Source organism: Bifidobacterium sp. UTBIF-78 (assembly GCF_006408945.1).
Lineage (GTDB): Bacteria > Actinomycetota > Actinomycetes > Actinomycetales > Bifidobacteriaceae > Bifidobacterium > Bifidobacterium myosotis.
This window is the reverse complement of sequence record NZ_JFAO01000032.1, coordinates 1-22,245: the sequence shown is the minus strand read 5'-3', so window position 1 is coordinate 22,245 and position 22,245 is coordinate 1. Positions and strand designations below refer to the sequence as shown.

Below are 22,245 nucleotides of genomic sequence, written 5' to 3'. Positions count from 1 at the left end.
GGGTTTCCGTTCTTTCGGCACTATAGCACGAGATGACGTTCGCGTGCTGCTCGTGTGACCTAGTGCATTACAGTTTACGCAGCGAGTTACAGTTTGCGCAGCACGGTGACGACCTTGCCCATGATGGTGGCGTGCGTGCCGTCGATTGGGGAATACGCCGGGTTGTGCGGCATCAGCCAGACATGGCCGTTGTCTTTGCGGAACGTCTTGACGGTGGCCTCGTCATCCAGCAGGGCGGCGACGATGTCGCCGTTGACCGCGGACTGCTGTTCGCGCACCACCACATAATCACCGTCGCAGATGGCGGCGTCGACCATGGAATCGCCATGGACCTCCAGCATGAACAGTTTGCCGGTGCCGGTCAGCCGCTCCGGCAAACGCATGACATCCTCCACATGCTGTTCGGCGGTGATGGGCACTCCGGCGGCGATGCGGCCCACCAGTGGTATGTCCTGCGACTGGGTGATGGATGCACTGGGGAACTGGTATATCGCAGCGGTGATTTCATCGTCCTGTTCGCGTGAATCCGCCGTTGTGCCTGCACTGCGTGGCGGCGTGACGGCGGCATCGCCGACGACCACCTCGATGGCGCGGCCCTTATTGGCGTTCATGCGAATGAACCCCTTCTCCTCCAGTGCCTGAAGCTGATGCTTGACCGAGGAGGGGCTCTTGAGCCCAGCCGCTTCGCCGATCTCCCGGAATGACGGCGCGAACCCCTGTTCTGCGATATGCGTGCGGATCGCATCCAACACCTTGCGTTGGCGGTCGGTCAACGACGATTCGTCCGGCTGCTTGGGGGAGAAGGGGATGGTGCTCACGTCTGGTTCCTTTCACTCTGTATCCAGCATACCGGCTTGTTCACAAAAATCAAACATCTGTTCGAGTGTCGTGGTTGACGATTTCGAACACATGTGCCACTATAAGAACAGATGTTCGATAGAACGTTCGTTCGAGAAGGGGCTGATATGACCAATTCGGTAGTCGCTGGCGGTGCCGTTGGATTGCATGTGGATGAGAAGCGCCCATCGCGGCGTGTGCATGGGTTGTCACGAGGCGTGCACGAGCTGTCACAGAGGACGCATAGACCGTCGCGAGGTGGTCGAGGAATCGCGGTGCTGCTGGCGTTTGTGTTGTCGTTGATCGGTGCCGGTATTGGAACCGCGCAGATGGCGCAATCGCAAGGTGGTCCCGTTGAGGTAACCAGCTACATCGTGAAGCCAGGGGATACCTTGTGGTCGTATGCGTCCCACATCACCCCACCCGGTGAGGATGTGTCCCAGACCGTGGATGAACTCATCAGTCTGAATCATCTTGATTCAGGCTCATTGCGTGTGGGGCAGCGAATCGTCGTACCGGTTGAGGAAGTCGTCGGTTGATGGATTATCGTCTGATGAGTTTGTCGCCTGTTGGGATCGTCCGATCAGCGGTGGCGGACGACTGTCGCAATCGTGGTGATGGCGGTTGCCGTGACGTAGGCCTTATCGCCGGCGGTGATGGCGAAACCGCCGTATATGATGCTTTTCCGCCCGGTCACGTTATTGTGGAGAGTATGCATTGTCCTTTTTGCCAAAATCCAGACACCAAGGTAATCGATACCCGTATCAGCGATGATGGTCATTCCATCCGTCGCCGTCGTGTATGCCCGGTGTGCAACAGACGATTCACCACCGTGGAGACGAGCATGCTGCTGGTCACCAAGCGATCCGGCGGTGTGGAACCGTTCAGCCGGGACAAGGTGATCACCGGCGTGCGCAAGGCATGTCAAGGCAGGCCCGTCAAGGAGGAGGACCTGAAGAAACTTGGGCAGAAGGTGGAGGAGGACCTGCGCTCCCGTGGCTTGGCCGAAGTGAGTTCGGATGAGGTCGGCAAGGCCATTCTCAAGCCATTGCGTGATTTGGATGAGGTGGCGTATCTGCGTTTCGCCAGTGTGTACCAGAACTTCTCGGGTCTGGAGGATTTTCAGAAGGCCATCGACGCGCTTCGCGAGTTGGCCAATTAAGTCGGCCAACTAATAAGTCGGCCAACTAAGGGTGTGGGCGGCGAGCCGCAGGAATCGCAGCTTGCCGCCCACACCCTTATCGAAATCATTCGACTAGCGAGATCATTCGGCGGCATCGCCCGAAGGCAACCCGTCAGCTGATGACGCGCATGCGGATGGTGCCCTCGATGTTGCGCAATGCGTCCAACGTGGTTTCGCTGGGCTGCTGCGCCACATCGGTGACCACATAGCCGAGCTCGCCTTCAGTCGCCAGGGACTGGAAGGAGATGTTGATGTTCTCCTCGCCGAGCACGCGGTTCACACGAGCCAGAACGCCGGGCAGATTGTCATGGAGGTGTGCGATGCGGCAGACGCCCTTGCATTCGCCCAGATTGATCTGCGGCAGATTCACGGACAGCGAGGTGGAACCCTTGAACCAGTAGTCCTCGAGGCGCTGCGACACGAAGTGGCCGATGGACTCCTGGGCCTCCAGGGTGGAGCCACCGATATGCGGGGTGAGAATCATGTTGTCCTCATCCGCCAGCGGGGTGATGAACGGGTCGCCGCTCTTCTTCGGCTCGACGGGGAACACGTCCACGGCGGCGCCGGAGAGATGGCCGGAGTCGAGATGACGCTTCAGAGCATCGAGATCCGCCACGAATCCGCGGGACAGATTGATGAAGATGGCGTCCTGCTTCATGTGGGCGAACTGGTCCTCGCCGAAGAAACCGGTGTTGGACTTGCGGCCGTCCACATGCAGCGTCACCACGTCGGATTGCTCCAGCAGCTCATTCAGTGTGTCGCAGCGCTGCGCGTTGCCCAGTGCCAGCTTCTCCTCGATGTCATAGAACACCACATGCATGCCCAGAGCCTCGGCCAGCACGGAAAGCTGGGAGCCGATGTTGCCATAGCCGATGATGCCGAGCGTCTTGCCGCGGACCTCGTGCGAGCCGGATGCGGACTTGTCCCAGACGCCGTGCTTGATGTGGTGGGTGTGGGCCGGCACGCGGCGAAGCAGGCAGATGATGTCGCAAATTACCAGTTCAACGACGGAACGCGTGTTGGAGTAGGGGGCGTTGAACACGGCGATGCCGCGCTTGCCGGCATGCGTGAGATCCACCTGATTGGTGCCGATGCAGAAGCATCCCACGGCGGTCAGGTTCGGCCGCGCGTCAAGCACGCGGGCCGTAACGCTGGTCTTCGAGCGGACGCCGACCAGATCGACGCCATCCAGCGCGTCGATGAGTTCGTCCTCACTCAACGCGCCCTTCATGGTCTCGACCTCGAACCCACTGTTGCGCAGCGAAGCGGCCGCATCGGGATGAATGTTTTCCAGTAACAATGCTTTGGGCATATTCCCACCTTAGATGTTCAGGGACTTCTCGTCCTCGTTTGTCCGAACTATAACCAGACGCTGGGTGGGCCTGGTCATGGCCACATACAGATCCGACGCCGCCACGGGCCGGCTTGGCGCATTGTCGGCGATGCGCCCGGGCTCGACCACCACCACGGCGTCGAACTCCAGACCCTTGACCGTTTCCGTGCCGCAGACACTCACCTGTTCGTCCCACTGGGGCTGATCGTGCAGCCGCTGGTATTCGGCGGGGTCGAGCAGGCTGGAGAGACGTCGGTCGACGGCGGCGCGCACCGGGGCGATTAGGTCGTCGGGGCAGATGATCGCGATGCGACCGGTGCCGTCGGACGATACGAACTGGTTGGCCAGTTGCACCGCCTGGTTGGCGACCATGGAGAGGAGCGCCTTGCCGTCGTCCACGACGTGACGGGCGACAGAATCGTGCACGCTGCGCACCGCGTTGACGGTAGAGATGTACAGTCCCTCGCCCTGGGCGAAGCCGGAGGCGAGCTCCGAAACCTCCTTGGGGTTGCGGTAGTTGATGGTCAGTTCGTTGAGATCCCAGTGCGAGGCTCCGAAGAGACGGTTCATGGTCTTGTCCCATCGGCGTGAACCGCCGAGGGCCGAGGTCTGCGCCACATCGCCCACGATGGTGAACGACCGTGAGGGGCAACGGCGGATGAGCATGCGCCAGTCCATGGCGGTCAGCTCCTGCGCCTCGTCGACCACAATGTGGCCGTACGTCCATTCGCGGTCCGCGGCGGCGCGCTGGGAGGTGAGTTCACTGTCGTCGCCGTTCATTTGGTCGAGCAGCATCTGGCTGGAGACGATGCCCTGACCGAGCCCGGTGGCGGCCAGCGTATCCTTCGCATACTGCTCCTCGGCGGCCCTGCGGGCGTCGGCGGCGGACTTCTTGGCCACCAGCTTGGGATCGGGGCCGAGCAGGTCCATGGCCTCGTCCAACAGGGGGATGTCGGATCGGGTCAGCGGCGAGCCCTTGGGGCGGGCCAGCGCGGCCACGTCCTCGTCCGAAAGCCAGCCGGCCAGCGACTTGAGCCGCTCCGGATGGGCGAACAGCTGGTCGATGAGCCAAGGGCCGGTCATCGGCAGCCAGCACAGGTTCAGGGTCTTACGCACCTGCTCGTTCATGCGCAGCAGCGACATCGTGCGGTTGAGCTCCGCTTGGTCCGGCGTGTAGTCGAGCTGCTCGGCATAGCGGGCCTGCATGTTCGACAGCATGGAGCGGATGAAGGTCTCGCGGGCCTTGTTGTGCGGCTGGCGGGTGCGCTTGGCATCGGCCTGCGCCTGCTCGATGTCGGCGGGGAGCATCGGCACCTGGATGCCGCTGATGGTCACTGTGGGCAGGTTGGAAGGCACGCGGACACGGGCGGCGATGGCGTTGGCCACCACCTGAGCCATGCGGCGGTCGCCCTTGAGCTTGGCGGCTTGCGGGGAGTCGAAGCCGGTGGCGGTGATTCCGGGGACCAGATCCCCGATGGTGCGCGAGACCACGCCGGTCTCGCCCAAGGAGGGCAGCACCTGATCGATGTAGTGCAGGAACGTGGAGCTCGGTCCCACCACCAGCACGCCGGAACGCTCCAGCGTGCGACGATGTGTGTACAGCAGATAGGCGGCGCGATGCAGTGCCACGGCGGTCTTGCCGGTGCCGGGGCCGCCCTGCACCACCACCGCGCGGTTCATGTCGGAGCGGATGATGCGGTCCTGCTCGGCCTGGATGGTAGCCACAATGTCCGTCATCTTGCCGGTGCGGCGCGAGCTCAGCGAGGCCAGCAGCGCGCCCTCTCCGGTCAGCGTGCCGGCGGAGGACGCCTTGCCTACCTGATCGGAGTGCACGTCGAGCACTTCGTCCTCGACGCCCACCACCTCGCGGAAGCTGAGGGTGATGTGGCGACGCATGACGATGTCGCCGTGGTTGGATGGCGTCGCCTCGTAGAACGGGCGGGCGGCCTCGGCGCGCCAGTCGGTCAGGATGGGCTCGTGGTCGGTGCTGGACAGGCCGATGCGGCCGATGTAGTGCCTTCTGCCGTCCTTGGCGTCGAGACGGCCGAACACCAAACGGTCCTCCACGCTGCGCAATTGGGTGAGACGGTTCTCGTACATGGTGGCGAAGGAATCCCGCTCGCTGCGTTGGGTGGGCGAACCATGGGAGCCCGCCGCCCGGACGGTGTCCAGACGCTGCCACATCTCGGCGCGCAGATCGTCCAACCGTCCGTAAGCCCGGTCCACCGCCTGTTGTTCCTCATGCAGTTGCGAGGCGTAGCTTGACATGCTTCTCTTCGATTCCAATCCGTGGGGTCAAAACTTCAAGGCATTCAAATTTACCGCAGACCCCATACGTCGGTCGGCGTTCGGGGGAGAGCGTGGGTGAAGTTCAGGTGAATTCCGGCCATGCTCAGCATGGTTGGTTCGCGGTTGGGCCGCAGTCGGTTCACGGTTGAGCCGCGGTCGGTTCGCGATCGGTCTGTGGTTGGTCTGTGATCGGCCCGTGGCCGGTCCGCGCTTGACCTGTGATTGGCTCGCCCTCCGACACGCTAATCCATGTGATTTACCCGAAAAGGTGAGCAAATCGTGCACGGGTGGGGAAAAATGGGGAAGTGTGGGGTAGAGTGGTGAGGCGTTGGGTGTCCCATACCCTTCAGGAGCGGCAAAGGAGGTGGAACCATGGTCGACGAGCGGCCGGCACAGGACGCCGAGTCCAAGGCCGAGGGTTCCGCGCTGTCCGACCTGATGGGAGGTCTGCCGCCGCTCCTGCTGGGCACCTACACCCCCAAGATCGACGCGAAGGGCCGTATGGCCCTGCCCGCCAAATTTCGCCCCCAACTGGGCCAGGGTCTGGTGATGGCCCGCGGTCAGGAGCGGTGCATCTATCTGCTGCCGTTCGATGAGTTCCGCCGCATCGCCGCGCAGATCCAGCGCACCTCGGTGGGCAACAAGGCGGCCCGCGAATACCTGCGTGTGTTCCTGTCCGGCGCCGTGGACCAGGAGCCGGACAAGCAGGGCCGTGTGCTGGTGCCGCAGATGCTGCGCGACTACGCCCATCTCGGCTCCGAAGTGGTGGTGATCGGCGTGGGCACGCGCGCCGAGCTGTGGAACAAGGATGCGTGGGAGTCCTATCTGGCCGAGAAGGAAGAGGGCTACGCCGATATTGCCGATGATGTGTTGCCGGAGGTTGAGTTCTGATGATTGATGTGACCGCCATACACCAGCCGGTGCTGCTGGCCGACTGCGTTGCGCTGATGGCGCCGGCGTTGGACCACGAGGGCGCCATCGCCGTGGACTGCACGCTGGGTCTCGCCGGCCACTCCACGGCGTTCCTCAAGGCTGCCCCCAAGGCACGGCTCATCGGCATCGACCGGGACGGCGAGGCGCTGGGCCTGGCCACCGAGCGCATGCGGCAGGAGGGTCTTGCCGATCGTTTCACCCCCGTGCACGCCGCCTTCGACCAGCTCGACGAGGTGCTTGCGGACAGGGGCATCGCGCGTGTGGATGCCGTATTCATGGATCTGGGCCTTTCCAGTCTGCAGATCGACGAGACGGACCGTGGTTTCTCGTATTCGCATGACGCCCCGTTGGATATGCGCATGGACGTGAGCCAGCCGCTCACCGCGGAACGCATCCTCGCCACCTATGACGCCCAGGAACTGACGCGCATATTCAAGGAGTACGGGGAGGAGCGTTTCTCCCGCCAGATCGCCCGCGAGATCGTGGCCCGCCGCGTCCGCGAGCCCTTCACCACCACCGCGCAGCTCAATGCGCTGGTCGACGAAGTGGTGCCCCAGGCGCACCGTCCGGCGGGCAATCCCGCCAAGCGCGTCTTCCAGGCGCTGCGCATCGAGGTCAATGGCGAACTGGACAAGCTCGCCTCCACGCTGCCGCAGGCCGCGAACCGCCTTGCCGTGGGCGGCCGTCTGGTGGTGGAGTCCTACCATTCCTTGGAAGACAAGACCGTCAAATCGTTCATGGCGCAAGGTCTCAGAATCGACGCCCCGGCCGATCTGCCCATCGTGCCGCCCGACGCGCAGCCGTTCTTCAAGGAACTGACCCGTGGCGCCGTCAAGGCGGATGAACAGGAGATCGCGTCCAACCCGAGGTCCGCGTCCGTACGTCTCCGGGCCGTGGAGCTCAGCCGCGAGATCCCCGATCGTTGGCGTGCCTGTTTTGTCGAGGACGCCGAGAACCCGAACCCGAGCAGGGGCCCCCATACGGACGACAAAGGCACTTCGCGCTCCGGCCGAAACGCACGCCATGACGGCCGCGACACCGGCCGCACGGCACGCGGCGACCGGGCGAACCGCCGGATCGGCCGCGCGGATCGCAACAACCATGACAACCGCGGCAGCCGCAACGACCGCGCAAGGAGGGACTGATGGCAGCAACCGCACGCAGCGTCCGGTCCAACGCAGCACCCTCATCCAACCGGCCAGAGTCCAAGCCGGCCACGTCGTCGCGCCCCGAACTGCGTCTGATTTCGAACCAGCGGACGCAGACGCAGGGCAACGTGGTCGGCCGGGTCATCGAATGGACCCGCACCCGCAGCGCGCCGCTCGTCCACGTCGTCATCGCCGTGGCCTTCCTGATGGGCACGCTGTTCGGCGCGCTCATGCTCCGCACCCAGATGGTGCAGAACTCGTTCGAGGCCGCGCAGATCGAGGCGCACATCAGCGTGCTGGAGCAGGACGTCGAGGACGATCAGGCCAAGCTCGACCAGCTCGTCGCCACCCTGCCGGACAAGGCCAGCGACATGGGCATGGTCCCGCAGCAAGGATCCGTGTCCATCGACCTCAACGGATACCAACCCAGCAGTTCCAGTACTACCGAAAGCGGGAAGTAAGTGAAGACCATCCAGCGCATCGTTCGGTTCGCCAAGGTGAAGACCTTCGCGTTCAAGTGCATCGCCGTGGGCGCGGCGCTCGCCCTGGTGGCCACGGCGTGCTTGGCGCAGCTCGCCTCCACCCAGCTCATCGGCGGGCGCCAGACCGCGCAGGCCGCCACTGCCAGCCGCACGCTCACCGTCACGCTTACGGCCAAGCGCGGCCGCATCCTCGACGCGAACGGCACCGTACTCGCCCAAAGCGTGGAACGGTACACCATCGTGGCCAATCCGGAGGCCGCCCAGGAATTCACGCCGATCACCTGCAACGACACCACCCGCGACTACTGCCATGAAATCGACGGCAAGCCCGTGGGCGCCACCGGCGCCGCGGCCGTGGGACGACTGCTGGCGAAGGCCCTTGACATGAACGCGATGGAACTGGGCGCCAAGATGTCCGGCACCGGCCAGTACGTGATCCTCAAGAAGGACGTCACCCCGCAGGTCAAGCGCAGCATCGAGGCGCTCAACCTTGGCGGCATCGTCTGGGGCGAGCTCAGCAGCGAACGCCTCTACGCGGACGGCGACGTCATGGGCGCCCTGCTCGGCGGCGTCAACGCCGAGGGCGTGGGCGTGGCCGGCATCGAGCAGATGGAGAACAAGGCGCTGACCGGCACCGACGGGCACCAGACCTACCAACGCGGCAACGGCGGCGAGGAGATCCCCGGCACGATGACCGAATCCGTGGCGGCCAAGGACGGCGAGGACGTGACCCTCACCATCGACCGCGACGTGCAGTGGTACGTCAAGAAGGTCCTCAAGGACGCCAAGTCCAAGTACGGCGCCACCTGGGCCATCGCCGTGGTGCAGGACGTCAGCAGCGGCGAGATCCTGGCGCTCGCCGACAGCGACGAGGTGAAGGCCGGCAGCGACGAGGCCAAGATGAGCGTCTCGCGAGCCGTCTCCGAGACGTTCGAGCCCGGTTCGGTGGGCAAGGTCATCTCCATGTCCGGCTACCTGCAGACCGGACTGCACAAGATGACCGACCAGCTCACGGTGCCCGACCACACCACCCAGAACGGCCAGACCTTCAAGGATTCTTTCGAACACGGCTCCGAGCGTTGGACGCTGGCGGGCATCCTGCAGAACTCCTCGAACGTGGGCATGGTGCTCGCCGGACTCAACTACACCGACGAGCAGCGCTACGAGTACCTCACCAAGTTCGGCATCGGCCAGTCCACCGGACTCGACCTGCCCGGCGAGTCGACCGGCGTGCTTACCAGCCCCTCCTCATGGGATCTGCGCACGCGTAACACGGTGCTGTTCGGCCAGGGCTACACCGTCAACGCCCTGCAGCTCAACAACGTGGTGGCCACCATCGCCAACAAGGGCGTCAAGCAGCAGCAGTCGATCATCAAATCGACCTCGTCCACGGCCGGCTCGTCCGACGCGACGGCCCAGGGCAAGGCCACGCGCGTGGTCGATGAGAAGGTCGCCGCCGACATGATGAACGGCATGGAATCCGTGGCCGAAGGCTACAGCAAGTTCGTCAAGGTCGACGGCTACCGCATGGCCGCCAAGTCCGGCACCGCCGAGGTGCAGGGCGCGGACGGCAAGCTCTCCTCGATCATCTCCGACTATTCGGTGGTGATTCCCGCCGACAACCCGCGCTATGCGGTCACCGTGGTGCTCAAGGACCCGAACGGCGTCTTCGGCGGTCTGACCGCCGGCCCGGTCTCCGCTCAGATCTGTGAGTTCCTTATGCAGAAATACGAGGTGCCTGTCTCATCCCCGCGTAAAGATGCTATTCCGGTCACGTGGTGATATAGGCGATCGCAGGAGGAAGGCGGAACGTCCATGAGTGCAGTGAGCGAATCCATCACCCAGCGGATGACCCTGGGTCTGCTCGCCCGACGGTATGGTCTCGAGATCGACCCCCCGTTCGCCGTCAACGTGACGATCACGTCGCTGAGCGACACGATCGACACCGTGATTCCCGGGTCCCTGTTCATCTGCGGGGCCGCGCAGGGCGCCGATCTGCCGCGTGCGGCCCAGTCCGGCGCCTATGCGGCGCTCGTGCCGTCGGCTCTGAAGGGGCAGTGCCCGGATGCGGGCATCCCGCTGCTCTACGGCGATCTCGACGACCGCATGATGGGCACGCTGGCGGCCGGATTCGCCGGTTCGCCCTCGAGCACGATGGCCGTGTTCGTGGTGGCCGGCGACGACGAGGACGTGATCGATGCCGACGCGCATCATCTCGCCGATTTCCTGCATATGCTCGGCAATCCGGTGGCCCTGGTCAGCGCATCCGGCTCCACGTCGATGACCCGCACCTTGAATCTCAGCTACCCGCTCGGCATCCTCGACATGCAGCGTGTGCTCGCCGTGTGCGCGGAGGACGGCGTGGCCGCGGTGATCATCGCCATGAATCCCTCGACCCTCAAGCCGCACGCCCTCGAATCCGTGAACGTGGACGTGCTCGGCGCCCAGCGTTCCGCATCCGGGCCCGATCTGGCCGAACTCCGGGACCGCTACGCGTTCGTGGCGGACGGCGATCTGGCGCTGACCCGCCCCACACGGGAATCGGACGATCTGGCCGCGGATTCGCCGGCGGCCTCCAGCATGTCGCGTCTGCGCCATATGTCGCTCGCCATCGCGATGGTGTTGGCGGCCGGGGTGCGCAGAAACAACGTGCGCAGCGCGTTGCGCGTGGCCAGCAACCTGACATGACGGGCCCGCCCCAAGGCCCAATGACTTACATCCATGGGATACCACGGAAGACAAAGGAGCAGATGACACTATGGTGCCGATGAGCGTGGAGGAGATCGCGCAGGCCGTTTCCGGCCGACTGGTGGAGGACGGGGCACCCGGGCGGCTCGGGGCGTCACCGGCTCCGGCCACCAACACCGTCAGCGACTCGCGCCAGGCCGGCGTGGGCTCGGTGTTCGTGGCGATCAGGGGAGAGCGGGTGGACGGCCATGACTTCGTGCCCGCCGTGGCGGCGCAGGGAGCCGTGACGGCGATCGTGGACCATGAGATCGCCGATGCCGGACTGCCGCAGATCGTCGTGGACGACACCGTGGCGGCCCTCGGCGAGCTGGCACGCCACAACATCGCCCGGCGACGCGAATTGCCCGGCGACTTCGACCTGATCGGCCTGACCGGTTCGGTGGGCAAGACCACCACCAAGGACCTGCTGTCGTCGCTGTTGGCCACGCTCGGCCCGACCGTGGCCCCCGTCGGCTCCTTCAACAACGAGATCGGTCTGCCGCTGACCGCGCTCAAGGTGGGGGCGGACACGCGCTTCTTCGTGGCGGAGATGGGTGCCAACCATGTGGGCGAAATCGCGCGGTTGACCCGCATCGCCCCGCCCGACACCGCCATCGTGCTCAAGGTCGGCGTCGCCCATCTCGGCGAATTCGGCTCGCGCGAACGCATCGCGCAGGCCAAGAGCGAAATCGTCCAGGGGCTCGTGCCGGGCGGTCTGGCGGTGCTCAACGCGGACGACGACCATGTGACGCCGATGGCCGAGATCGCGCCCGGCGACGTGCTCTGGTTCGGCGAGGGCCGCAGCCGCGACAACGAGGTGTTCGCCATGGACATCGCTGCCGACCATGCGGATCATGCCGAATTCACGCTTATCGCCGCCGACGGCGACCGTGTGGACGTCCATCTGGGCATCCCCGGCCTGCACAACGTGATGAACGCGCTGGCAGCCTCCGCCGTGGCCATGCACTACGGCATGACCCCGGAGGCCGTCGCCTCGACGCTCGCCGCGCAGCACGTCATCAGCCCCCATCGCATGGCGCTGAGCGAGGTGAGCCGCGAAGGGGCGTCTTTCACGCTCATCGACGACTCCTTCAACGCCAACCCGGACTCCATGAAGGCCGGTCTTGACGGCCTCAAGGCATGGCAGCCGGCGGACGGCGCGCACGCCCCGTTCCGCGTGGCCCTGCTGGGCGCGATGCTCGAGCTCGGCCCGGCCGAGACCGAACTGCACGCCTCGATCGGCGAATACGCGGCCGAACAGGGGCTTGACGCCATCATCGCCGTGGGATCGGCCACCGACGCGCATCTGGACGCACTGGCCGACGCGCTGGCCGGCGGTGCGAGCGGGGTCGACGAGGCCCGCGACGCGCACGCCCCGCTCGTGGAGCATGTGCACGACGTCGATGCGGCCGAACGGCTGGTGCTGGAACTGGCGGCGCATCATCCTGATACGGTGGTGCTGCTCAAGGGCTCGCACGTCTCCGGACTGAGCGCATTGGCCGAACGCTGGGCGAGGAACTGACCCGGCCGCACACAGGGACGGAACCGAAGAGACAAGGGAAGATTCACCGTGATTGCTCTGATCATTGGAATGCTGACGTCGCTGATCATCACACTGGTCGGCACGCCGATGCTGATCCGGCTGGTGCACCGCCTGCACTATGGCCAGTACATCCGCCAAGACGGACCGCAGTCACATCTGGTCAAGCGTGGCACCCCGACGCTCGGCGGCGTGGTCATCAACTTCGCCATCCTGCTCGGCTGGGGCGCCTCCGCACTCTACCGGTACCTGCGCTCGGGCGACGTGCCCTCGTGGTCCGCGGTGCTGGTGCTGTTCGCCATGTTTTCGATGGGCGTGCTCGGCTTCATCGACGACTTCGCCAAGGTGCGCAAGAAGCAGAACGAGGGCCTGACGGTGGGCGGCAAGTTCATCGGCCAGTTCATCTTCGCCACCATCTACGCGGTGCTGGCGCTCATCATCCCCACCAAATCGGGCCTGCCCAGCGCCCAGCCCGGCATGAGCTTCATCGAGAAGCCGTTCTTCAGCTTTGATTTCGCCGGACGCGCCGTGGCCATCATCCTCTTCGTCATCTGGGTGAACTTCCTGATGACCGCGTGGACCAACGCCGTGAACCTGACCGATGGCCTGGACGGCCTGGCCGCCGGCTCCTCGATGATCTCCTTCACCGGCTTCGGCATCATCGCCTTCTGGGAGAGCTACCACATCAAGGGCGGCGACCACGGCGGCTACTCCTACGCCGTGTCCGACCCGCTTGACCTGACCATCATCGCCGTGTGCGCGGCCGTGGCCTGCTTCGGTTTCCTGTGGTACAACTCGAACCCCGCGTCCATCTTCATGGGCGACACCGGCTCGCTCGCGCTGGGCGGCTTGTTCGCTGCACTGTCCATCGCCACGCACACCGAGTTCCTGGCCGTGATCATGGGCGGGCTGTATGTGATGGAGGCCCTGAGCGACGTGATTCAGGTGGGGTACTTCAAGATGACGCACAAGCGCGTGTTCAAGATGGCCCCCATCCACCATCATTTCGAACTGCTGGGATGGACCGAGACCAAGGTGGTGGTTCGGTTCTGGATGATCGAGCTGATCTTCGTGCTTATCGCGCTGACCATCTTCTACGGCGACTGGGTGACCAGATCCGGCCTGCTGTTCAGCTAGCGGAAAGGTAACGGAAACGTGGGCGGCCTATGCTCGCCCACGTCGGCATCCGGGCCGGGCGCCGCCTCATGCCGTACATGTCGGGCGCACGGTCGGCGTCGGCGGTCAGGGGCCGACGATCGGGAATCGCCTGCGGGCCTTTGACCAGACTTCTAGGGAGGAACAATGCAAATCGAAGACAAGACGGTGGTGGTCGCGGGACTGGGCGTATCCGGTACCTCGCTGGCCGAGGTGCTGCGCGAGCGCGGCGCCCATGTGATCGGTGTGGACGAGCGCAAGCCCGAGGCCGACCTCCATTCGTTCGATGACGTGGACTGGGACCGCGTGGACTATGTGATGTCCTCGCCCGTGTTCAATCCCCGCACGCCATTCATCCTCGAGGCCCAGCGCCGAGGCATCCCCGTGATGAGCGAGGTCGAATTCGCGTGGCGACTGCGCGTGGACAACGAACGCACAGGCAAGCCCGCGCCATGGATCGGCATCACCGGCACCAACGGCAAGACCTCGACCACCGAAATGACCTCCGAGATGCTCAAGGCCTGCGGCATGGACGCGCCCACCGCCGGCAACATCGCCTCCGGCGACATGTCCATGAGTCTGTCGCGCTGCGCCGTCAACCCGAAGCATGACGTGCTGTGCGTGGAGCTGAGCTCCTTCCAGCTGCACTTCACCGATTCGCTCGAGCTGGAATGCGCCGCGATCACCAACATCGCCGACGACCATCTGGACTGGCACGGCGGCCGCGAGAACTACGCGGCGGACAAGTCCAAGGTGTTCCGGGGCGCCAAACGCGCCATCGTCTACAACGCGCAGGACGCCAAGGTGAGCGCCCTGGCCGAGGCCGCGCACACCGTCGAGGGATGCCGCAGGATCGGATTCACCCTTGAGGAGCCCAAGGCCGGGCAGATCGGCATCAAGGACGGCTGGATTGTGGACATGAGTGGCGTGGCCGGCGCGAGCGCGGGGGAGGAGACCCGCATCGCCCCCATCACCGACTTCACGCATCTCATGGAGCCCGACGGCACCCTGTACCCGCATCTCGTGGCCGATGCGCTGACCGCGCTCGCCCTTGTGCTGGGCTTCGGCGCGGACCTCGACACCGCGCTCGGGGCGTTGAAGGCGTTCAAGCCGGGTGGCCATCGCATCGAGACGGTCGCCGAGGCCAAGCTGGCCGACGGCGTGGTGCGCTTCGTGGACGATTCCAAGGCCACCAACGGCCATGCGGCCCACGCGTCGCTCTCCAGCTTCCCCGCGAAATCCGTGGTGTGGATCGCCGGCGGTCTGGCCAAGGGCAGCCGCTTCGAGGATCTGGTCAGGGACCAGGCCCACACCATCAAGGCCGCGGTCATCATCGGTAAGGATCAGCAGCCGATGATCGACGCCTTCGCCAGCGAAGCGCCCGACATCCCGGTCACCGTCATCGATCCGGCCGACAACGACACCGTCATGGACCGCGCGGTCGAAGCCTGCGGCTCGTATGCCACCGGTGATGACGTGGTGCTGATGGCCCCGGCATGCGCATCCATGGACCAGTTCAAGTCCTATGCGGACCGTGGCAACCGGTTCGCGGCGGCGGCCCGCACTTGGAGCGAGGTGCATGGCCTCCACTGATTCCCGTTCCCGCGCGCGCAACATGCGCCGAGCCGCAGGAGAGCCGGCCCTGGTCATCAACGACTACACCGGCTGGCGCAGTCTGCTCAATCCGTTGTGGTGTTACCACGGCTTCCGCATGGCCGTGGTGGGTCTGACCGTGTTCGGCCTGATCATGGTCTTCTCCAGTTCCACGGTCACGATGACCTCGCAGGGCAAATCACCGTTCGTCCAGCTCATCAGTCAGGGCGGCTTCTGCGTGATCGGCCTGATGCTGGGGTTCGCGGCCATGATGATGCCGGTACGGTTCTGGAGGACGACGGGCATGGGATTCGTGGTCGCCGCCCTGATCATGCAGGCGCTGACCTTCACACCCCTCGGCCTTGACGTCTACGGCAACAAAGGCTGGCTCAATCTGGGCTTCACCACCATCCAGCCGGCGGAATTCATGAAATTCGCGATGTGCGTCTGGCTGCCCGCCTCGCTGCACGCCTGCAGCAGGCTATACCGCAAGGAGGGCATCAAGGCGTACCGGTTCCCGATGCTGGTGTACGGGCTCGGCCTGCTGCTCGTGATCGGCGGCAAGGACCTCGGCACCGCGATGATCCTCATCTTCATCGGTGGCGTGGCGTTTCTGGTCGCGGGATTCCCCGGCAAGTGGATGGCGGTCGGTGCGGGAGTCGCCGTGGCGCTGGTCATCGTGCTGGCGGTGACCAGCCCGAACCGTATGCGACGCATCCTCGCCACGTACGGCGATTGCTCCGCCGCCGACGCACAGACCGTGTGCTATCAGTCCATGCATGCCAAATACGCCATCGCCTCCGGTGGTCTTCTCGGTCTGGGCATCGGCAACTCGCGCGAGAAATGGAACTATCTGCCTGCGGCCCACAACGACTTCATCTTCGCCATCATCGGCGAGGAGACCGGATTCGTGGGATCGGCCATCGTCATCCTGTTCTTCGTGATTCTCGGCTGGTGCATGATCGCCATCGCCCTGCAGGTGCCGGACCGGTACGTATCCATGACGCTCATGTGCGTGACCATCTGGCTCGTCGGCCAGGCGCTGGTCAACATCGGCGTGGTGGTCGGCGTGTTCCCCGTGCTTGGCGTGCCCATGCCGTTCGTCTCGGCCGGCGGCTCGTCGATGATCATGTGCCTGTCCGCGGCCGGACTGGTTGTGGGGCTTATGCGCTCGCAGCCGCAGATCAAACAGGCCAGACAGACCGCGTAGAGTACACTCGGTAACCATGACTGAAGGCACATTGGAAGGCGCATATCATATCGTGTTGGCCGGCGGCGGCACCGCAGGCCATGTCAACCCGTTGCTCGCCGTGGCTGGTGCCATCCGCGAGCTCGAACCCACCGCACAGGTGAGCGTGATCGGCACCGCCGTCGGATTGGAGAAGGATCTCGTCCCGGCCGCCGGGCTTGAACTCGATACCATCGAAAAGGTGCCGTTCCCGCGCAGACCGAACCTGTACATGCTGAAATTCCCGTTCAAATGGAAGCGCGAGACCGCCAAGGTGCGTGCCATCCTTGAGCGGCGAAAAGCACAGGTCGTGGTCGGCTTCGGTGGATACGCCTCCGCGCCCGCCTATGCCACGGCGCATCGGATGGGCATCCCGATCGCCATCCATGAGCAGAACGCCCGCGCCGGCATGGCCAACAAGCTCGGTGCGCGATGGGCGGAATTCATCGGCACCGTATATGAGGGCACCGGACTCAAGCCTCGCGAGGGTGCGACCGTCGAACGCGTCGGACTCCCGTTGCGTCCGGCCATCGCCGAGCTGGCCCGTCGTATCGGCGAGGACCGCGCCGCCGTCCGCCGCGAGTCGGCCGCACGGCTGGGGGTCGATCCGAACCGTCCGCTCGTGCTGGTCACCGGAGGATCGTTGGGCGCCCAAAGTCTCAATCGTGCGGTCGCATCCTCGGCGGCCGGGCTGTTGGCCCATGCCCAGGTGATTCACCTGACCGGCCGAGGCAAGATCGACGAGGTCCGTGACCTCGTCTCCCAGTCGGCGGGCGACGGCGTGCTCACCGGACTCGGTCCCGAATCCGCCGGACAGGGGGACTACCATGCCGCCGAGTACCTCGAACGCATCGATCTGGCTTTCGCCTGCGCCGATCTGGTGATCTGCCGCGCCGGCGCCGGTTCGGTTTCCGAGCTGGCGGCGCTGGGACTGCCCGCGATCTACGTGCCGCTGCCCATCGGCAACGGCGAGCAGCGCTTCAACGCCGAGCCCGTGGTGCAGGCGGGTGGCGGTCTGCTGGTGGCCGACCATGACCTGACCCCCGCATGGGTCGCCGAGCATGTGCCGGCATTGCTGGCCGACCCTGAGCGTCTCGCCTCGTTCGGTCGCAAGGCCTGGGAGTACGGTATCCGAGATGCGGCGCGAATCATGGCGCGCCATGTGCTCGACCTTGCCGCACGGCGCAGGGCGCGTGGCTAAACCTTGCCTCACGAATCCCGCAGAACGAATCCCGCAGATAGGTAAGACTCCTAAGATATGTTCCGGAACACCCGTTAAGGAGCGGAAATTGACTCAACAGCAATCCGAGCGATCCATCGTGCTTGATCCCACCCATGCCGTCTTCGGCACCGACGCGGTTCCCGCGGATCTCGGTCGCACCCACTTCATCGGCATCGGCGGCGCCGGCATGAGCGTGCTGGCGGAGATGCTCCACGCCCAGGGCGTGGCCGTGGACGGGTCCGACCGTGAACGCAGCAGCAAAACCGACCGGCTCACCGCCCTCGGCATCCCCGTTGAATTCGGTCAACGGGCCGATAACGTGGCCGGTGCGGAAACCGTCGTCTATTCCAGCGCCATCAAGCCGGACAATCCCGAAATCGTCGCGGCGGCGTCGGCCGGCGTGCGCATCGTCCATCGCAGCGACATCCTGGCGCTGCTGATGAACGGCAAACAGGCCGTTACCGTGGCCGGCGCGCACGGCAAGACCACGACCAGCTCCATGCTGGCCCACATCCTGGTGCATGCCGGCGTCGATCCGAGCTATGCGATCGGCGGCTCCATCCAAGGCCCCGACGGCACCACGCTGGACGGCGGCCATGCGGGGCGCGGGCCGGTGCTGGTCGCCGAGGCGGATGAATCCGACGGCAGCTTCGCCAAGTATCATCCGACCATCGCCATCATCACCAATACCGAGGCCGACCATCTCGATCATTACGGCGACGAGGCCCATTATCAGGCCGCGTTCGTGGATCATGCGGGCCACGCCACAGACCACGTCATCATCTGCGCCGACGACCCCGACAATCGAGGCGTGATCGCCGCGATGCCGGATGCAGTGCGGTCCCGCGTGATTGCCTATGGCACCACCTCCGCCAGCGACCTCGCCGATCTGGACGTCTCGTCGATCGCCGCATACGTGCGCATCGCATCCGAAGCCGAGTCCGCGGGCAGCGGCAGCGAACGGTTCACACTTGAATTGCCGGGCGCGGTCACCGGGGCGACAGTCACCGGGGGAACGGACGTTTCGCTTGACGTGGCGCTCAAGGTTCCCGGCGTGCACAATGCGCGCAATGCCGCCGCGGCCATCACCGCCGCCGTCCTGCTGGGCGTCGCCCCGGATGCGGCCGCGCAGACCATCGCCGGGTTCCTGGGCGCATCGCGTCGTTTCCAGGTGCGCGGCACCGTCAAGCAGGTCACCGTCGTGGACGATTACGCCCATCACCCCACCGAAATCGCGGCGTTGCTTGATGCGGCCCGCCGTCGTTACCCCGAGTCGGTCATCCGCGTGATCTTCCAGCCGCACCTGTTCTCCCGTACCCGGTTCTTCGCGCGCGAGTTCGCCGAGGCGCTGGCCAAGGCCGATGATGTGATCGTCACCGGCGTCTTCCCCGCCCGCGAAAAGCAGGAGGACTTCCCCGACGTGGGTCCCGAGACCATCGTGGATGCCGCGGCCGGGCTCAAGGACCCGTCCGCAGGTACGTGGATTCAGGCCGTGGGGGATATGAATCTGGCCGCGCGCATGATGGCGATGCGCGCCCATCACGGCGACGTGGTGTTCACCGTGGGCGCCGGCGACATCACCGAGATGGATCAGGTGTTGCTCGCCGCGCTCGAGGCCCATCGCGAAAGTTGCGAGTGATGGCCGGACGTACGGTACGCTCGTCCGGAAGTGAGGGGGGTGAAGGCGGGTCCAACCGGGACTTCCGCACGTCTGGTTCCGCTGGTTTTGCCGGTTCCGCCGGTTCCGTGAGGTCCGCCGGTTCTCGTCATTCGGATGATGCCGAGTCCTTGCGTGGCGCGGAACGCGGACGCAAGGCGCGCGGCGTCGCATCGCACGTCTCCGGCAGGACCGCTGCGTCCAAGAGAAATGCCGATCAGCCTGTCCGGTCCACGCGCTCTGCGGGCGGACGGGCCGAACACCCGGGGATTTCGCGAATCGAACGGTCCGGGGCGGGGCAATCCGTGGGTGGACATTCCATGGGCGGGCGGAACGCGAGTGGACGAACCGTGGGCGGACGGGTAAAAGCGGGACAATCCAAGGTCCTGCGTTCCGAGGCCGTGCGCTCCGAATCCGCACAATTCAAGGCCGTACAGGCCCGAGGCGGGCGCTCCTCCCAAGTCGCCCGATCCTCCGGTTCCTCCCGATCATCCCAATCGTCACGGATTTCACAGCCAGACCGTTCTCCCAGATTCTCCCGACCGGCGGAACAGGTGGAGCAGCAGTCGTCCGACGTGACCGTCGCCAAAGGCCGGCAGGGCGCATTCGTGGATGCGCGTCGGCTGCATAGCGAGGATTATGTGGCGGAGACGCTGCGGCAGACCGCCGGTACGCTGGGTGTCGCCGCACGGCCGAAGGTGGTGGACTTCACTGAGCGCGCCAAGGAGCGCAAACGCGCCAGCGCGCGGGTGATCGCCGTGCGCGTGGCAGTGGCGGCCGGTGTCGTTGCCGTGGTCACGGGGCTGGTCTGGTTGCTGTTCTTCTCAACGGTGTTCCGTCTGGAATCGGCGGCCATCAGCGTGACCGGTGCGAATGAATGGGTCAGCGAACAGACCATCCATGACATTGCGGACAAGCAGGCGGGCAAGTCGTTGTTCCTGGTGTCCACGCGTGACGTGGCCGATCAGCTGCAGGACATTCCCGGTGTGTCCGAGGCCAAGGTCACCAAACGGTTCCCCAAAGCCATGAACGTGGCGGTCACTGCGCAACGGCCCGCCGCGATGCTGAAAAGCGGGGAGACGCTGACTGCGGTTGACGCCGAGGGGCGCGTGCTCAATTCGGTATCCTCCCAGAATGTGGACGGCATCCCGGTCATCGAGGTCAAGGACGTGCAGGCGAGCCTTGAAAACCGGTCCGTCAAGGAGGCGCTGATCATTCTGGGCGCGCTGCCTGAATCGATGCGCCAGCAGATCACCAAGGTCACCGCGGAGACCCAGGATTCGGTGACCACCACGCTGGACGACGGCGAACGGGTGATCGTGTGGGGTGATTCCTCGCAGCTCAAGCTCAAGATGGCCGTCGTGGACAAGATCATCAACGATCCCAAGGTGATCGGTGACAAACATCAGGTGGATGTGTCCGCGCCGCTCAAGCCGATCATCAAGTGATGGCTGGCTGAAGGCCGGGGGAGTGCCGGCGGGCTGTTTGCGTGCAAGATCCTGCGTGCAAGATCCTAAGTTCGCTGTGCGCGAATGACACCAAGGAACCACGGGGCAGGTTGCATGTCCGGGGAATCAGGTGTATGTTGAAATATCCGGTTGCAAAACCGGAATGCTTGACAATTCAAGATTGGGGATGATCGGTTTCGACGGTGACCTGTTCGTCGCAGGGAAGCGTGCCGAGAACGCCGGGTCCGCTCGTGGATGACCCCGGCAAAAGAATAAGTGCTAAATCTAACCGCACTGAGTTCGCTCTCGCTGCCTGAGCTTCGCGCCAGGATTAACCAGTGAGCAGCCGCTCCGTTCACTCCTCCTCGTCTTTGGGAGGATGCTGAGCGTCGTTAAGAAGACTTGCTGACGTAGCTGAGCCTCAGGGCTGCGTCGGGACTTGTACTGCGGATATGCTCGCCATCGGTTGTCTGCGACATAGATGGGGGCAGAAAAACCGCCGCACGGCCAGCAGACTACACACGTAGAAGACTGTGGGTTCGGTCATCGGACCGGGGTTCAATTCCCCGCATCTCCACTTCTGCAAAGGCAGACGAAAAGCCGCTTTCCCTTACGGCAGTAGGGGAGAGCGGCTTTTCTGTTATCCGCTGGGTTCATGGTTTTCATTTGACTTATGGAAATGTGGGCAAAAACAGGTCCCTGGCTGCCTCTGTGTCTGACAACCCTGTGTCTGGCATCTGACCTCCGGCTTTTTCTGTTTCGGTTCCTGGATCTCCCTTGTCTGGCATCTGACAGACCCCTGAAAAAGTGTGCCCAAAATGTGCCCACAAACAAAGTCCGGAAACGATGTGTACTGCTTCAATGTTTGTTCAACACGTTGAGGTGGTGCCAACTTGCTAAAACACAACGGTGTCGCGACATGTCTCCGCAGCCGTTTCCGGACCTCGTTTTCTCAGGAGAAGGGGTATGCGTGCGAAACGGTGCGCGACTGTACTGTATTGCTTCAATGTTTGTTCGGCAGGTTGAGTGGTGTCCCCCTACTGCCGCAATGCGGGAACCACCCTTTTCTGTGTTTTAGTAAGTTGACGTCCGCGTTGCGGAAACACCGTTCAGCCCGCCGAACAAACATTGGAGCAATACACCTTCCGCCCATTGTTGGGGTATGCATGTTGTGCGCAACTTGTTATGGTCGAGGAATGCCTGTGTTGTTCCTGCCAGTGCAGGCGTATTGTGCCTTGTGATCCTTGATGCAGGTATATTGTGCTTACGTACGGTTGAAATCCGGTCACATAAAGGTACAAAAGCCCTGCAGCGAATATAACTATGCTCGTTTTACCTGCGATGCTTGCCCTAGCGCGACATGAAATGCCTGCAATATGCAGCGGTTTGGTTCCGAGACAGTCTCCGAGGCTGGTGTGAGGTCTGTAGGTGAATACTTTTTACCTGCAACGGTGCTTGATCACATGGGTT

Annotated in this window: 17 protein-coding genes, 1 other RNA gene and 1 pseudogene; 15 read left to right on the top strand and 4 right to left on the bottom strand. The window is 64.2% G+C overall.

The window, feature by feature from the left end:
* Positions 1–86 precede the first annotated feature (86 nt).
* Positions 87–818, bottom strand: coding sequence for a transcriptional repressor LexA (gene lexA, locus BG22_RS07785; RefSeq protein WP_094668219.1), 732 nt, complete (start codon positions 816–818; stop codon positions 87–89).
* Between the two features lie 147 nt (positions 819–965).
* Between lexA and BG22_RS07780 the strand changes: the two genes are divergently transcribed.
* Entirely contained in the window at positions 966–1,376 is a 411-nt protein-coding gene (locus BG22_RS07780; protein ID WP_094668220.1) for a LysM peptidoglycan-binding domain-containing protein, read from the top strand.
* Positions 1,377–1,420: 44 nt separating this feature from the next.
* Here BG22_RS07780 and BG22_RS10870 read toward each other — a convergent pair whose 3' ends face one another.
* Positions 1,421–1,618, bottom strand: coding sequence for a hypothetical protein (locus BG22_RS10870; RefSeq protein WP_169834127.1), 198 nt, complete (start codon positions 1,616–1,618; stop codon positions 1,421–1,423).
* On the opposite strand from BG22_RS10870, the gene nrdR reads away from it, so the two are divergent.
* The gene (nrdR, locus tag BG22_RS07775; protein WP_094668221.1) at positions 1,550–1,999 is read left to right on the top strand and encodes a transcriptional regulator NrdR; all 450 of its coding nucleotides are present in this window, start codon (positions 1,550–1,552) and stop codon (positions 1,997–1,999) included. The two genes, BG22_RS10870 and nrdR, sit on opposite strands and share 69 nt — an antisense overlap.
* A 133-nt stretch (positions 2,000–2,132) precedes the next feature.
* Here the strand turns inward: nrdR and serA are convergent, their stop codons facing one another.
* Both serA and BG22_RS07765 read right to left on the bottom strand, forming a co-directional pair.
* The gene (gene serA, locus BG22_RS07770) at positions 2,133–3,332 is read right to left on the bottom strand and encodes a phosphoglycerate dehydrogenase (protein ID WP_094668222.1); all 1,200 of its coding nucleotides are present in this window, start codon (positions 3,330–3,332) and stop codon (positions 2,133–2,135) included.
* 9 nt (positions 3,333–3,341) lie between these two features.
* Positions 3,342–5,621 carry an AAA family ATPase gene (locus BG22_RS07765; RefSeq protein ID WP_094668223.1) on the bottom strand — a complete coding sequence of 760 codons (2,280 nt, stop codon included), beginning with the start codon at positions 5,619–5,621 and terminating at the stop codon, positions 3,342–3,344.
* A gap of 393 nt (positions 5,622–6,014) precedes the next feature.
* On the opposite strand from BG22_RS07765, the gene mraZ reads away from it, so the two are divergent.
* From mraZ to ssrA, 13 genes and pseudogenes are all read left to right on the top strand, one after another.
* Positions 6,015–6,533: a division/cell wall cluster transcriptional repressor MraZ gene (gene mraZ / locus BG22_RS07760; RefSeq protein ID WP_094668224.1), complete on the top strand. Its 519-nt coding sequence runs from the start codon at positions 6,015–6,017 to the stop codon at positions 6,531–6,533.
* A pseudogene (gene rsmH / locus BG22_RS07755) lies at positions 6,533–7,537 on the top strand (16S rRNA (cytosine(1402)-N(4))-methyltransferase RsmH); the annotation flags it as partial. The gene mraZ and the pseudogene rsmH, both read left to right, overlap by 1 nt.
* A 182-nt stretch (positions 7,538–7,719) precedes the next feature.
* The gene (locus tag BG22_RS07750) at positions 7,720–8,184 is read left to right on the top strand and encodes a LapA family protein (RefSeq protein WP_169834129.1); all 465 of its coding nucleotides are present in this window, start codon (positions 7,720–7,722) and stop codon (positions 8,182–8,184) included.
* Positions 8,185–9,987, top strand: a complete 1,803-nt coding sequence (locus BG22_RS07745; RefSeq protein WP_140494637.1) for a penicillin-binding protein 2 — start codon at positions 8,185–8,187, stop codon at positions 9,985–9,987.
* 33 nt (positions 9,988–10,020) lie between these two features.
* A complete protein-coding gene (locus tag BG22_RS07740) occupies positions 10,021–10,893 on the top strand; it encodes a hypothetical protein (protein WP_094668227.1) in 873 nt (290 codons plus the stop codon).
* A 70-nt stretch (positions 10,894–10,963) separates the two neighbouring features.
* Positions 10,964–12,454 carry a UDP-N-acetylmuramoyl-tripeptide--D-alanyl-D-alanine ligase gene (murF, locus tag BG22_RS07735; RefSeq protein ID WP_140494635.1) on the top strand — a complete coding sequence of 497 codons (1,491 nt, stop codon included), beginning with the start codon at positions 10,964–10,966 and terminating at the stop codon, positions 12,452–12,454.
* A gap of 48 nt (positions 12,455–12,502) precedes the next feature.
* Positions 12,503–13,609: a phospho-N-acetylmuramoyl-pentapeptide-transferase gene (gene mraY / locus BG22_RS07730; RefSeq protein ID WP_094668229.1), complete on the top strand. Its 1,107-nt coding sequence runs from the start codon at positions 12,503–12,505 to the stop codon at positions 13,607–13,609.
* 165 nt (positions 13,610–13,774) lie between these two features.
* The gene (murD, locus tag BG22_RS07725) at positions 13,775–15,220 is read left to right on the top strand and encodes a UDP-N-acetylmuramoyl-L-alanine--D-glutamate ligase (RefSeq protein ID WP_140494633.1); all 1,446 of its coding nucleotides are present in this window, start codon (positions 13,775–13,777) and stop codon (positions 15,218–15,220) included.
* Entirely contained in the window at positions 15,207–16,430 is a 1,224-nt protein-coding gene (gene ftsW, locus BG22_RS07720) for a putative lipid II flippase FtsW (protein ID WP_140494631.1), read from the top strand. Before murD ends, ftsW begins: the two co-directional genes overlap by 14 nt.
* A 16-nt stretch (positions 16,431–16,446) precedes the next feature.
* Positions 16,447–17,649, top strand: coding sequence for a glycosyltransferase (locus tag BG22_RS07715; protein ID WP_140494630.1), 1,203 nt, complete (start codon positions 16,447–16,449; stop codon positions 17,647–17,649).
* A gap of 118 nt (positions 17,650–17,767) precedes the next feature.
* On the top strand, positions 17,768–19,309 hold the full coding sequence (gene murC / locus BG22_RS07710) for a UDP-N-acetylmuramate--L-alanine ligase (protein WP_375137711.1): 1,542 nt from the start codon (positions 17,768–17,770) through the stop codon (positions 19,307–19,309).
* A 572-nt stretch (positions 19,310–19,881) separates the two neighbouring features.
* Positions 19,882–20,775, top strand: coding sequence for a cell division protein FtsQ/DivIB (locus BG22_RS11200; protein ID WP_258186275.1), 894 nt, complete (start codon positions 19,882–19,884; stop codon positions 20,773–20,775).
* Between the two features lie 183 nt (positions 20,776–20,958).
* Positions 20,959–21,355: a transfer-messenger RNA gene (ssrA, locus tag BG22_RS07700) on the top strand.
* The last annotated feature ends 890 nt before the right edge of the window (positions 21,356–22,245 follow it).

Coding starts and splice junctions, on each gene's coding strand:
- BG22_RS07765 (WP_094668223.1), bottom strand. CDS start 5,621: ATGTCAAGCTACGCCTCGCAACTGCATGAGGAACAACAGGCGGTGGAC.
- ftsW (WP_140494631.1), top strand. CDS start 15,207: ATGGCCTCCACTGATTCCCGTTCCCGCGCGCGCAACATGCGCCGAGCC.
- BG22_RS07740 (WP_094668227.1), top strand. CDS start 10,021: ATGAGTGCAGTGAGCGAATCCATCACCCAGCGGATGACCCTGGGTCTG.
- nrdR (WP_094668221.1), top strand. CDS start 1,550: ATGCATTGTCCTTTTTGCCAAAATCCAGACACCAAGGTAATCGATACC.
- murF (WP_140494635.1), top strand. CDS start 10,964: ATGGTGCCGATGAGCGTGGAGGAGATCGCGCAGGCCGTTTCCGGCCGA.
- mraZ (WP_094668224.1), top strand. CDS start 6,015: ATGGTCGACGAGCGGCCGGCACAGGACGCCGAGTCCAAGGCCGAGGGT.
- BG22_RS07750 (WP_169834129.1), top strand. CDS start 7,720: ATGGCAGCAACCGCACGCAGCGTCCGGTCCAACGCAGCACCCTCATCC.
- murD (WP_140494633.1), top strand. CDS start 13,775: ATGCAAATCGAAGACAAGACGGTGGTGGTCGCGGGACTGGGCGTATCC.
- BG22_RS10870 (WP_169834127.1), bottom strand. CDS start 1,618: ATGACCATCATCGCTGATACGGGTATCGATTACCTTGGTGTCTGGATT.
- serA (WP_094668222.1), bottom strand. CDS start 3,332: ATGCCCAAAGCATTGTTACTGGAAAACATTCATCCCGATGCGGCCGCT.
- BG22_RS07715 (WP_140494630.1), top strand. CDS start 16,447: ATGACTGAAGGCACATTGGAAGGCGCATATCATATCGTGTTGGCCGGC.
- BG22_RS07780 (WP_094668220.1), top strand. CDS start 966: ATGACCAATTCGGTAGTCGCTGGCGGTGCCGTTGGATTGCATGTGGAT.